Here is a 13,087-nt window from a genome sequence, read left to right as displayed (position 1 = left end):
GGAGAGGCTGCGGCCTCTCCGGCGTCTGCCGTGCGCGGGGGCGACTCCCCGGGGATGCCCCGGGAGCTGCGGCTGAATTCCTCAGTTGGCGAGCTTCGCCTTCAGGTTCTTCAGGAGCTGGTCCTTGATCACCTCCTTGACGTTGTTCACGATGCCGCCGTTGCCCGTGCCGTCGCCGCCCACGGAGGTGGCGTCGCCCTGGTTGAGGGCGTCGGCGCTGGCCTTGCCGCCCGTGGCGGCGCCGGTGGTGATGTCACATCCGCCCTCACAGTTGGAGACACCGGAGTTGGCGCTGCCGCCCGTGGCCTTACCGCCGACCGTCGTGTTCTCGGCGTTGGAGTCGCCGCCGGTACCGATGCCGTCGGCGCTGTCCGCGGGGGCGAGGGTGATGACGTGCTGCGGGGCGGCGACCGGTGCGGCCATGGCGGTCGCCGGCAGTGCGATGCCGCCGCCCAGCAGCGCCACGGAAGCTCCGGCCAGGACGATACGACGGGTCGAGAAACGCTGGAACATGGGAATTCTCCATTCGGTATGAAAAGGGTGTCTGCATGCCGTCCCTGAAAGGGTCTGGACGGCTTTTTCGGCCTCACGTTCTCCGGGAGATCCCCGGTGAGGGCGTACTTCAAATAAACCGTGCTGGAGCACGTGCGTCATGCCCCTCGAATACGCGTCTTGACGCCGAAATCCGATCTTGGTAAAAGCGGCCGCCGTGCCGGCATGAGCCGCGCCGCGTGGGCCCGACGCACCCTTCGGCCGTACGGGCTGCGGCCCGTCCGCGGTCCTGAAAGAACCTCAAGAAGAAGACCTGCAAGGGCGCAGAACACGCCGCACTGTGCCAGATCCTCCTTGCGACATGATCAGCGCGATAACGTCACCCCCGAATGAGCCCCAGAGCGTCCCGTGCGTCTGCACACCCCCGGACGCATTCGCCCGGCTGCTCAGCGTCCGCCCGCTTGGCCGCAGGCGGAGACTTCACACAAGAATCCCGGAGAATTCCGATGAACGAGCGTTCCTGGACCCGTCGTATCCTGCTGGCCGCGGCTTCCGTGGCACTGGCCGGTGGCGTGGCGCTGCCGACGACCGCGATGGCCGCACCGGCTACCGCGCAGCACGGCTACAGCAGCATCTACAGCGCCGCAGTCAGCAGTGCCCCCGGCGTGTGCGAAGGCTTCTGCACGGGCAGCACCAACACCGCCGCGGGCAACGGCTCCTCCGGCGCGTGCAGAGGCCTTTGCAAGGACAGCACCAACACCGCCGTGGGCGACGGCGCCTCCGGCCTGTGCGAGGGCCTGTGCGGCGGCAGCACCACCACCACGGTGGGGTCCGGCGCGTTCAGCCAGTGCACGGGCCTCTGCGGCACCAGCACCAACACCGCCGTGGGTGTCGGCGCCTACAACGCGTGCAGCGGTGTCTGCTACGACAGCGTCAACACCGCCTGGAGCGCCGACGTGCTGAGCACGGGCAGCTCCGAAACGGTGAGGTCGATCGGACGCGGCGCGCGGGGCGACAGTGACACCGGCGGTGGCGCCAGCGCTGTCAGCGGCGATGCCACTGCCACGAACACCACGACCGGCGGTACCGCCACCAGCGGCGCCGCCAACTCCGGTGTCGGTACCTGCATCGGCAGGTGCACGATCACCACGGGCGCCGCGACGAGCGGTGACGCCAGCGCCGATGCCGTCAACACCGGTAACGCAACCGCCGTGAGCGGGGACGCCGCAGCCGCGGGCTCCTAGGCTCCGCCGCCTGAAGGCGGGACCGTAGAGCACGGCAACGACGCCGGAGAGGCTGTGGGCCTCTCCGGCGTCTGCCGTAGGGGGGTGGTTCTGCCGTCACTTGCCGAGCTTGGCCTTCAGGTTCGCCTTGACCTGGTCCTTGATGACCTGGGCCTCGGTCTTGCTCACGATGCCGCCGGTGCCCGTGCCGTCGCCGCCCGTGGAGGTGGCGTCGCCCTGGTTGAGGGCGTCGGCGCTGGCGTTGCCGCCGGTGGCGGCGCCGGTCTTGATGTCGCATGCGCCCTTGCATTCGGTGACACCGGAGTTGGCGTTGCCGCCGGTGGCCTCGCCGCCGACCGTGGTGTTCTCGGCGTTGGAGTCGCCGCCGGTACCGATGCCGTCGGCGCTGTCCGCGGGGAGCAGGGAAACGGCCTGCTGCGGGGCGGCGACCGGGGCGGCCATCGCCGTGGCCGGCAGTGCGATACCGCCGCCCAGCAGTGCCACGGAAGCTCCGGCCAGGACGATACGACGGGTCGAGAAACGCTGGAACATGGGAATTCTCCATTCGATGCAAAAAGGGTCTGGATGCTGTCCCGGAGAAAGGGCCGGGGCTTTCTGTTGCGCCTCGTTCTCTCCGGCGGTTCCCGGTGAGGGCGTACTTCAAATAAACCCTGCGGCAGGACGTGCGTCACGCCCCTCGAATACGTGGCTTGACGCCGAAAACCGATCTTGATAGAAGCGCGTGCGCGTTCCCCGAACCGCCCTCTTCCGGCCCGGCGGCGGCCTACCCGGGCCCGTGGACGGTCCGGGCGGGTGCCCGGGGCTCGGGCTGCCCCATCGGCTGCTGTCAAGTAACGAGTAGCCGGGACTACGGCCGCATCCCTCCTCCGGGGACGGTGGATGTCGTCCGTCCTGCGTATGAGCAGGAGCGAAACGCCATCCCTCCCGGAGTCCTGAATGTCCCGTCGTGCATGGGGACGATGTATCACTGGTCGCCCCCGACTCGTCCTCTTCGCCGCGCTCGTCTTCCTCCTGCTGTCCGCCGTGTTCGGTGCGGAAGCAACCGGCCGACTGAAGTCGCAGGGGTACGACGATCCGCGATCCGAGTCCAGCCGCGCCGCCCATGTGGCGGCCGAGCGCCTCGGCGCCTCCCCCAACCTGGTCGTCGTCGCGAAGGCCCGCAGCGGTTCCGTCGACGGTCCGGCACCCCGGGACGCGGGCAAAAGCCTGACCCGGCGCCTCGCCGCGGAGCCGCACGTGAGCGCCGTGACCTCGTACTGGACCGGCGACGCGGCGGAGCTGCGGAGCCGGGACGGCCGCGCGGCCATGCTGGTCGCACACGTGGACGGCGAGGGGGAGCAGCTCGGAGCGCGCGTCAAGGAGCTGAGCAGGGAGCTGGCGACCCCGGCCGCCACCGGCACGGCGCTGACCGTGCACGTGGGAGGGCCCGCGCTGATCGACGCCGAGCTCCAGGACATCTCGGAGTCCGACCTGAAGCGGGCCGAGGCCGTCGTCCTGCCGGGAACCCTGGTCCTGCTGGTCCTGGTGTTCGGCAGTGTGGTGGCTGCTGCCCTGCCCCTCCTGATCGGGATTCTGGCCATCGCCGGGACGCTGCTGGTCCTGAGCGTGCTCGGCAGCGTCACCGATGTGTCGGTGTTCGCCCTGAACCTCACCACCGCGCTCGGCCTGGGGCTGGGCATCGACTACGGACTGCTGATCGTCTCGCGGTTCCGTGAGGAGCTCGCCAACGGACTCGCTCCGCGCGAGGCCGCCGTGCAGACCGTGCGCACCGCGGGCCACACCATCGTCTTCAGTGCCGCGACGGTCTCCGCCGCGCTCGCGACGCTGCTGGTGTTCCCGCCGTACTTCCTGCGCTCGTTCGCCTATGCGGGCATCGCCGTGGTGGCGATCGCGGCGGTGAGCGCCCTGACTGTACTGCCGGCCCTGCTCACGCTGCTCGGAAAGCGGGTCAACGCCTGGCCCGTGCCGTGGCGGCGCCGGGTCCACAGCGGCTCGGACTCCCGGTTCTGGGCGAAGCTGGCGCGGATCGTCGTACGCCGCCCGCTGCTCGCGGCGCTGCCGGTGATCGGCCTGCTGCTGGTACTCGCCGCGCCGTTCGCACGTGCCGGTTTCGCCACCCCCGACGACCGGGCGCTGCCGGTGAGCGCGTCCAGCCGTCAGACCGGGGACCTGGTGCGCGACGCGTTCGACATGAAGGGTTCCAGCGCGCTCACGGTCGTCCTCAAGGGCAAGGCGTCCCCGGCGGCGCAGCAGGACTACGCCCACCGGCTGTCCGCGCTCCCGCAGGTCGCCCAGGTCGTGGGGGCCGAGGGCAGCTTCCGGCACGGCGGGAAGGCCGTGGTCTCCGGCGCCGCCGGCCCCAAGGCCGGGCCCGTCGGCGCCGGCCCGGCCCAGCTCTCCGTGGTGCCGCTCGTCGACCCCGCCTCGCGGGCCGCCCAGCAGCTCGTGCACGACATCCGCACGACTCCCGCCCCGGCGGGCACCGACGCTCTCGTCGGTGGTCAGAGCGCGGTACTGGTCGACGCCAAGAACACGGTGGCGGACCGGATCCCGCTGGCGCTCTCCCTGATCACGCTCACCACGTTCGTCCTGCTGCTCGGCTTCACGCGCAGCCTGCTGCTGCCGCTGAAGGCCATCGCGCTGAACGCCCTGGGCCTCTCGGCCGTCCTCGGAGCCATGGTGTGGATCTTCCAGATGGGTCATCTGCACCACCTGCTCCACTTCACTCCCGGACCTCTCAGCACGACCATGCCGGTCCTGTTGTTCTGCATCGTCTTCGGGCTCTCGGTGGACTACGAGGTGTTCGTCCTCGCCCGCATCAAGGAGGCGTACGAGGCCGGAGAGGGCAACGCCGGCTCGATCGTCACGGGCCTCGCCCGCACGGGCGGCATCGTCACCACGGCCGGCGCCCTGCTCGCCTTCACCCTGTTGAGCTTCGGCACCTCCCAGGTCTCCCTCCTGCAGTTCTTCGGGGTCGGCGCGGGCCTCGGCGTCCTCCTTGACGCCACGCTCGTCCGGGGCGTCCTCGTACCGGCGCTGATGCGCCTCGCGGGCGGCCTGAACTGGTGGGCCCCACGGCCGCTGCGGCGCAAGGCGCCGCGCCCGGCGGCCCGACCGCCCGGGCCGCCACCGCCGGATGCCGTCCGGGGGGACCCGCCGGGCCCCCCGGTCCCCGCCGCCCGTCCCCCGTCCCCCCGCGCCGCTGACCACCAGGGCGCCCCCATCCTCCCCGCCATCCCGGCCGCCGTCCGGCCCGGGCACCACGACAAGGAAGACCTCTCATGACCGACATCGCCATCACCGGACTCGGCTGCCGCTTTCCCGGCGCCCCCGACGTCCACGGCTACTGGAAGCTCCTGATGAGCGGGGAACGGCGGTTCTCCGCCGTCCCGGCCGAGCGCTGGAACCACGGGGTCTTCCACGAACCCGGCCCCCGCTCCGGCCCCCATGCGGCGTACACGGACCAGGTCGCCTTCCTGGAGGACGTGGACCGCTTCGACGCCCTGCACTACGGGGTGCCGCCGTCCCGCGCCCAGGCCATGGACCCGCAGCACCGGCTGATGCTCGACGTCACCCGCGAGGCACTCGACGACGCGGGGCTCGGCCGCGGCGACTTCGACCGGGAGAACACCGGGGTCTTCTTCGGAGTGTCGGTGTCCGACTACAAGGACCTCCTGACGGCCCCCCTCCGGGCCATCGCCATGGCCGACCAGGCGCAGGAAGCGGACCAGGGCGACGGCCTGGACGCCCTCAAGGAGCAGACGGTCCAGCTGAGCACCCTCCCCGCCTTCACGCTGCCCGGGAGCCTGCTCAACATGGCGGCGGGTACCGTCAGCCGGCAGTTCGACCTCGGCGGTCCCAGCTTCGCCGTGGACGCCGCCTGCTCCGGCTCGCTGGTCGCCCTCGACCAGGCGATGGCCCAGCTGCGCCAGGGGTCCTGCCGGACCGCCGTCGTGGGCGGCGTGTACCTCAACCTCACGCCCGACGCCCTGGTGGGCTTCTCCAGGATCCGCGCGCTGTCCACCGCCGGCGTGTGCCGGCCGTTCGACGAGGGGGCCGACGGCTTCGTCCTCGGTGAAGGCGCCGGTGCCGTCGTCCTGCGGCCGCTGTCCGACGCCCTCGCCGACGGCGACCGCGTCTACGCGGTGATCAAGGGCATCGGCTCGGCCAACGACGGCGCGTCCCCCGGACCGCTGGCTCCCACCCCCGAAGGCCAGCTGCGCGCCATGCACCGGGCCTATGAGGACGCCGGGGTCGCCCCCTCTTGCGTGGGCTTCCTGGAGGCCCACGGCACCGGCACCGCCGTCGGCGACCGTGCCGAGGTGGAGGCGCTGCGCCGGCTGCGCACCGAGTACACCGACGACGACCCCGGTCTGTGCTACCTCGCCTCGGGCAAGGCCCTCATCGGGCACTCCCTGGCCGCGGCGGGCATCGCAGGACTGATCAAGACCGCCCTGGTCGTCCACCACCGCACGATCGTGCCGCAGCCGCAGACGACCCCCCACCCGGACCTGGGCATCTCCGCCGCGGGCCTGCGCTTCGCCGACGCCGCGCGGCCCTGGCCGAGCGCGGGCACCCCTCGGCGCGCCGCCGTCAGCTCGTTCGGCTTCGGCGGCACCAACGTCCACGTGATCCTGGAGGAGCAGCCCGCCGCGGCCCCCGACCGGCTGCCGGTACGTGCCGAGGGCACGGGGCCCCAGCTCGTCCTGCTCTCCGCCGGCAATCCCGAACTGCTGGACCGGCACATCGGCGAGGTACTCGACGCGGTGGACCGCGCACCCCGCCCGCCGATCACGGCAGTGGCCCACACCCTGGGCTCGCGGGTGCCGCTGACGGCCCGGCTCGCGATCGTGGCTGCCGACACGGACGAATTCGTACAGCGGCTGCGCCAGGCCCGTCGGCAGCTCGCCGACGGCGCGTCGGGTGACCTCGGTGACGGCGCCTTCGCCGCCGCCGCTCCCCTGCCCCCCTCGGAGCGCCGCGTCGCCTTCCTGTTCCCCGGCCAGGGCAGTCAGCGGCCGGGCATGATGCGCGACCTCTACGAGCGGTTCACCGGCTTCCGGGCAACCTTCGACGCGCTCAGCGCGGTGGCCCGGCAGGACGCCGGCCCCGACCTCACCGATCTGCTGTACGGGGAGGCCGCGACCCCGCGTGGCGACGCAGAGGAGCTCAGACAACGGCTCGCCGCCACCGACGTGTGCCAGCCGCTGCTCGGTACCGTCCAGATGGCCGCCACCCGTCTGCTCGCCGACTGCGGCATCACCCCCGCCCTCACCCTCGGCCACAGCCTCGGCGAGTTCGCCGCGGCCGCGGCGGCCGGCGCCCTCACCGACGAGGACACCGTCCGGCTGCTGGTGCACCGGGGCGCGGCCCTCCGGCAGGCCGAGACCGGCGCCGGCGGCGGGATGCTCGCCGTGCAGAGCGACGAAGAGACGTGCCGCCGGCTCGTCGACGGCATCGACGACGTGTGGCTCGCCTGCTTCAACCAGCCGCGGCAGATCGTGGTCAGCGGCACGCCGCGGGGACTCGCGGCCCTGCAGGAGGCCTGTGCCGCGGCCGGTGTGGTCACGGTGGCACTGGAGGTGTCCAACGCGTTCCACTCGCCGCTGCTGGCCTCGGCCGAACAGGCCGTGCGCGCGGACCTCGCCGACCGCCGCATCAGCAGCCCCGCGCTGCCGTTCGTGTCGTCCGTCGACGCTGCGGTCTGCACCGACGCCGACCGACTGCGCGAGCTGTGGGCCCGCCACGCGTCCGCGCCGGTCCACTTCGGCGATGCCGTCCGCACCGCCTACGACCAAGGGGCCCGGGTCTTCCTCCAGATGACCGGCGGCAACTCGCTCCTCACCTCGGTCCGCCGCAACCTCAGCGGCCACGACGACGTGCTCGTCGTCCCCGCCACAGGGGTGGAGCCGGACGGAGGAGTCGGCTTCGTCCGGGCCCTCGCCCGGCTCGCGGTCCTGGGCGTACCCGTCGACCCGCGCGCCCTGGTCGCCCGGGAAGACCGCCGTCTGCTGGACCTGCCGGTGGCGAAGCTCGCCACCCAGTCCTACTGGGTGCCGACCAAGCGCCCCGCGAAGAAGAACGGATCCACCGCCCCCCTCCCCACCCAGCCCGCACCGCTCCGGGAGATCCCGATGAACGACCCGATGAACGAACTGCTCCAGCTGGTCCGGCAGCAGGTGACGCTGCTCGGCCGCCTCACCGAAGCGCTCCCTGCGCAGAACCCCGCCGCCCGGATCAACGCCCCGTCGACGGAAGGATCCACCCCGGTACCCGCCTCCTCGGCCACCCCCGTCCCGGTAGCGCCTGCCGCCCCGGTGGCCCCCGCTGCTCCCGCAGCCCCGGCGGCCCCGGCCGAGTCGCCCGCTTCCCGCGCACCGGCCGACGAGGAGCCTTCGTCGGCCGCGGGCCTCGACGAGGTCACCGGCACGGTACTCGCGCAGGTCGCCCGGATCAGCGCGTTCCCGGTGGGTCATCTGCGGGGGGACCAGCTGCTGATCGACGATCTCGGTTTCGACTCGCTGATGCTGACCGACCTCTTCACCTCCCTCAAGCGGGAGTGGCCCCACTGGACGTTCGACGACAGGGCTGCCGACCGGCCGACCGTCGCAAAGATCGCCGCCCTGATCGCGAGCGGCTCCACGGACGCCGCACCGGCCGCGGTCCCCGGGCAGCGCACCGACCACGCCGAGGAAGCGCCGTCCTCGCCGGCGCCCGCGGCGCTGACCCTGGTCCCCCCGTCCACCGCCCCGCACGCGGACCGGCCCGAGTCCACCGCCCCGCACGCGGACCGGCCCGCGCCGGAGGCCTCAGACCCCTCCCCCGCCCCGCTGCCCGAGGAGTACACGCGGATCGAGTGCTTCCCGGAGGTCACCGCCCACGCCGAGCGCGTCGCCGCGCTCGCCCGGGTGGGGCTGCCGAACCCGTACTTCCTCGTCCACGAAGGCGGTATGACGGACACGACCGTCATCGAGGGCCGGGAACTGCTCTCGTTCTCCAGCTACAACTACCTGGGCATGGCGACGCACCCCCGGGTGAACGAGGCGGCCAAGGAGGCGGTCGACCGCTTCGGTACGTCGGTGTCCGCCAGCCGGCTGCTGTCCGGCAGCCGTCCGCTCCACCTGGAACTGGAGACGGAACTCGCCGGCCTGCTCGAATGCGAGGACGCGATCACGCTGGCCAACGGCCATGCCACCAACGTCACCGTGATCGGGCACCTCGTCGGACCCGGGGACCTCGTCATCCACGACTCCCTCGCCCACGACAGCATCCTGCAGGGCTGCAAGCTCTCCGGCGCTACCCGGCGGCCGTTCCCCCACAACGACGCAGCCGCGCTGGACGCCATCCTCGGGCAGGTCCGCCACCAGTACCGGCGGGTGCTCGTCGTCATCGAGGGCGTGTACAGCATGGACGGCGACATAGCCGACCTGCCCGCCCTCGTCGAGGTCAAGCGCCGGCACGGCGCACTGCTGATGATCGACGAGGCGCACAGCATCGGAACGATCGGCGCGACGGGCCGCGGCATCGGCGAGTACTTCGGCATCGACCGCCCAGCGGTCGACCTGTGGTCGGGCACGCTCTCCAAGGCACTGGCGAGCTGTGGCGGCTACGTCGCCGGAAGCCGCTCGGTCGTCGAGTACCTGCACTACACCGTCCCGGGCTTCGTCTACAGCGCCGGCATGACCCCGGCCGACACCGCCGCGTCGCTGACCGCCCTGCGACTGCTGCGTGCCGAGCCCCGGCGGGTGGCACGTCTCTCGGAGAACGCCGCGCTGTTCGCCGGCCTCGCGCGGGAAGCGGGCATCAACACGGGGGACAGTCACGACACGCCGATCGTCCCGTGCATCGTCGGGGACTCGCTGAAGACCCTGCAGCTGGCGGAGGCGCTGTTCCAGCAGGGCATCAGCGTCAACCCCATCCTCCATCCGGCCGTACCCGAGGAACTGGCCCGGCTGCGCTTCTTCATCACGGGTGACCACACGCCCGACCAGATCCGTCGTACCGTGGCCGTGCTGGAGCGGGAACTGCGGCACCTGACCATGGCCACCGCCGCGTGAGCCCCGCCGCCATGCACACCACCTTCCAGTCGATCGCGCCCGGCCGCGTCCACCGATGGGGCGGAGCCGTCCTCACCGTGGCCCGGCGCCCCGACCTCCAGCAGACACCGCCCCTCTCCCCGGCCGAGCAGCGCGTCGTCCACGCGCTGCCCGCCTGGCGGCAGGCCGAGTGGATGGCCGGCCGTCTCCTCGCCAAGCGCCTGGTCGGCGAAGTCCTCGCCGCGCCGGCGGAGGACGTGGAGATCCTCCCGCGGGACGACGGCAGCCCGTACGTGGGCGTCGGCGGCAGTCCGGTGCCGGACCTGAACGTCTCCATCAGCCACACCGCCGGCCATGTCGCGGCAGCGCTGGCAGGGGTGCCGGTCGGAGTGGACCTGTGCGAGACCGCCTCGGCCCCCGCGGTACGCCGCGTCGCCGACCACGCCCTCTCCCCCGGGGAGCTCTCCCTCGTCGGGGCGCACCGGGCCGATGCCCTGGTCGGCTCCTGGGCGCTGAAGGAGGCCGCGGTCAAGGCCGACCGGAGCGGCATCTTCGGGGCCGCCCCGCGCTGCATCGCGATCCTCGGCCTTCGACCGCCCGTGCTGAGCGGTCGGCGCAGCGCCATGGTGTGGCAGGCCGGAGGTGCGGTCCTCGCCCTCGTCCTCGCCCCACTCCCCTGGCAGCACTGCGTTGGTGCTCCTCGGGTTGCCGGATCATGCTTGTCAGAGGAACCCCTGGCCCAACTAGCGAGGGCGAGATGAGCGGCGATGGAGCAACTTCCCACCTCTCCTGGTGAGCGGCCCGGGGAGCCGAACGCCTCCCAAGGGTCGGCGTACACGGCCACGGCCACCATCAGCGAGCAGGGCATCGTGACCGAGTGGAGCGAGGATGCCCGTCGGCTGCTCGGTTACCTGCCCTCCGAGGTCGTGGGGCTGTCCGCCGCCCAACTGCTCGCCGAGGGCGCCACCGATGCGGCGCGGCGGATCGCGCCCGGTCAGGAGCGGTGGAGCGGCACGGTGGCGCTCAAGCACCGGGACGGCCGTCGGCTGGAACTGGGCCTGCTCGCGCACCGCTGGACGTCCACCGGTGGGAACACCAAATGGTTCGTGGTGTCGGCCGTGGCGGGTGGGCGCCCCGCGCCCCGGGACGAACCGCTGGACGAGTGGGCGTTCGCCCAGTCCCCCTGCTTCATGGCGGTCTTCGACGAGGACCTGCGGCTGGTGCGGGCGAACGCCGGCATGGAGCGCACGCTGTCCCTCTCGGAGGCCGAGGTGCGCGGGCTGCGCCTGCCGGAGATCGCGCCGGATCCGGTGAGCGACGAGACCGAGCGCCGGATGCGTGTGGTGCTGGAGACCGGCGAGCCGCAGCACCTGGATGCGTTCGTCCGCCCTACGGGCGCGGGCACCGAGCACGGCTGGTCGACCTCGCTGGCCCCGCTGCGGGACCCGGACGGCCGGGTGCGCGCCGTGTGCCTGGCCGCGCACGACAGGACCGGGATCGAGGTCGAACGGCAGCAGTTGCTCGTGTCGAACGTCACCGGCGCCCGCATCGGCACCACCATGGACATCGCCCGCACCGCGCAGGAGTTGGCCGACGCCGCCGTCCCCCGGCTCGCCGACTTCGCTTGCATCGACCTGATGGACCCTCCCCCGCGCGGCGACGAGACGTCCTCGGGCCCGGTGGTGGGTCCGGTCACCGTACGCCGTACCGCGGCGCGGTCGGTCCTGGAGGGAAGCCCGGAGTCGGGGGTCGCGGTCGGGGAGACGGTCGTCTATCCGCCGCTCTCGCCTCCCGTCGAGTGTCTGGCCGCGGGCCGTGGCGCCGCGTACGGGACGGCCGACCCGCCCGTCGCCCGATGGGTGATCGACGACCCCGGGGCCACCTGGGTCAGCGAGAGCGGCACCCACTCGCTGATGATGGTTCCGCTGCGTACCGGCGATGTCACGCTCGGCCTGGCCGTGTACGGCCGCCACCAGCGCCGGGAGCCCTTCCACCCGGAGGACCTGTGGCAGGCCGAGGAGCTCACGACCCGAGCGGCCGTCAGCATCCAGAATGCGCGCCGGTTCACCCGCGAGCACACCACCACCATGACACTGCAGCGGAGCCTGCTCCCGCAGTCGCTGCCCCCTCAGACGGCGCTGGAGATCGCCTCCCGCTACCTGCCCGCCGGTACGGAGGCCGGGGTGGGCGGTGACTGGTTCGACGTGATCCCGCTGTCCGGCGCGCGGGTGGCCCTGGTCGTGGGCGATGTCGTCGGCCACGGCATCCGCGCCGCCGCCACCATGGGTCGGCTGCGCACCGCGGTCCGCACCCTGGCCGACGTCGACCTGCCGCCCGACGAGCTGCTGACCCACCTCGACGACCTCATCATCCACCTGGCCGCCGACGAGGCCGACCGGGAGGCCGCCGGGGGCATCGGCACCACGTGCCTGTACGTGGTCTACGACCCGGTCACCCGCCGCTGCACGGTCGGCCGGGCCGGTCACCCGCCGCCCGCCGTGGTCTCCCCGGAGGGCTCCGTGTACCTCCTCGACGTCCCGGCCGGTCCGCCGCTGGGCCTGGGAGGGCTGCCCTTCGAGACCGTCGAGGTGGAGCTTCCCGAAGGCAGCATCCTCGCCCTGTACACCGATGGCCTGCTCCAGATCCGCGACCACGACATCGACGACGCCCTGGACGGCATGTTCGCGGCCCTCAGCCGTCCCGCCACCACGCTGGACACGGTGTGCGACCGCGTGCTGACGGCGATGCTGACCCACCCGCCCGAGGACGACGTCGCCCTGCTCGTCGCCCGGACCCAGGCCCTCCACGCCGACCGGGTCGTCGTCTGGGACCTGTCCTCCGACCCGTCCGTCGTCGCGGACGCCCGCCGGTACGCCACCGAGCAGCTGACGGTCTGGGGGCTCGAAGAGGCCTCGTTCGTCACCGAGCTCCTGGTGAGCGAACTGGTCACGAATGCCATCCGCTACGGCCAACCGCCCGTCCAGCTGCGGCTGATCCACGAGGACAGCACCCTGATCTGCGAAGTCTCCGACGCGAGCAGTACCGCCCCGCACATGCGGCGTGCCCGGATCTTCGACGAAGGCGGGCGGGGCCTGCTGCTGGTCGCGCAGCTGGCCCAGCGCTGGGGCACCCGGCACGCCTCCGTCGGCAAGACCATCTGGGCCGAGCAGTCCCTCGTGGGCTTCTGAAACGTGCCGTGTGACACGCCTGTGACAGTTCGCGGACGGCGTCATGAACTCCCGAGGCCACTCTTTTGAGTAGGGACAAACCAGACATTCCGGTGAATGTCCCCCTGCTTCCGAGGGTGTGAGCAGA

7 protein-coding genes are annotated in these 13,087 nt (G+C 72.3%); 5 read left to right on the top strand and 2 right to left on the bottom strand.

Going from position 1 to position 13,087, the window contains the following annotated elements; all coding sequences use genetic code 11:
• Positions 1 to 81 precede the first annotated feature (81 nt).
• On the bottom strand, positions 82 to 513 hold the full coding sequence (locus AB0B01_RS30055) for a hypothetical protein (protein WP_361725892.1): 432 nt from the start codon (positions 511 to 513) through the stop codon (positions 82 to 84).
• Positions 514 to 998: 485 nt separating this feature from the next.
• Between AB0B01_RS30055 and AB0B01_RS30050 the strand changes: the two genes are divergently transcribed.
• Complete coding sequence (locus AB0B01_RS30050; protein WP_361725889.1) at positions 999 to 1,736, top strand: hypothetical protein; 738 nt, start codon at positions 999 to 1,001, stop codon at positions 1,734 to 1,736.
• Between the two features lie 96 nt (positions 1,737 to 1,832).
• Here the strand turns inward: AB0B01_RS30050 and AB0B01_RS30045 are convergent, their stop codons facing one another.
• The gene (locus AB0B01_RS30045) at positions 1,833 to 2,267 is read right to left on the bottom strand and encodes a hypothetical protein (RefSeq protein ID WP_361725886.1); all 435 of its coding nucleotides are present in this window, start codon (positions 2,265 to 2,267) and stop codon (positions 1,833 to 1,835) included.
• A 405-nt stretch (positions 2,268 to 2,672) separates the two neighbouring features.
• Between AB0B01_RS30045 and AB0B01_RS30040 the strand changes: the two genes are divergently transcribed.
• The 4 genes from AB0B01_RS30040 to AB0B01_RS30025 are packed head-to-tail and all read left to right on the top strand — an operon-like array spanning position 2,673 to position 12,960.
• On the top strand, positions 2,673 to 5,021 hold the full coding sequence (locus AB0B01_RS30040; RefSeq protein WP_361725883.1) for an MMPL family transporter: 2,349 nt from the start codon (positions 2,673 to 2,675) through the stop codon (positions 5,019 to 5,021).
• On the top strand, positions 5,018 to 9,793 hold the full coding sequence (locus tag AB0B01_RS30035) for an aminotransferase class I/II-fold pyridoxal phosphate-dependent enzyme (protein ID WP_361725880.1): 4,776 nt from the start codon (positions 5,018 to 5,020) through the stop codon (positions 9,791 to 9,793). Before AB0B01_RS30040 ends, AB0B01_RS30035 begins: the two co-directional genes overlap by 4 nt.
• A gap of 11 nt (positions 9,794 to 9,804) precedes the next feature.
• A complete protein-coding gene (locus AB0B01_RS30030) occupies positions 9,805 to 10,533 on the top strand; it encodes a 4'-phosphopantetheinyl transferase superfamily protein (protein ID WP_361725877.1) in 729 nt (242 codons plus the stop codon).
• Positions 10,534 to 10,539: 6 nt separating this feature from the next.
• A complete protein-coding gene (locus tag AB0B01_RS30025; RefSeq protein ID WP_361725874.1) occupies positions 10,540 to 12,960 on the top strand; it encodes a SpoIIE family protein phosphatase in 2,421 nt (806 codons plus the stop codon).
• The last annotated feature ends 127 nt before the right edge of the window (positions 12,961 to 13,087 follow it).

It is taken from the genome of Streptomyces sp. NPDC044571 (genome assembly GCF_040647115.1).
Classification (GTDB): domain Bacteria; phylum Actinomycetota; class Actinomycetes; order Streptomycetales; family Streptomycetaceae; genus Streptomyces.
The sequence above is the reverse complement of the archived record's forward strand: the minus strand, read 5'-3'. Positions and strand labels throughout refer to the sequence as shown.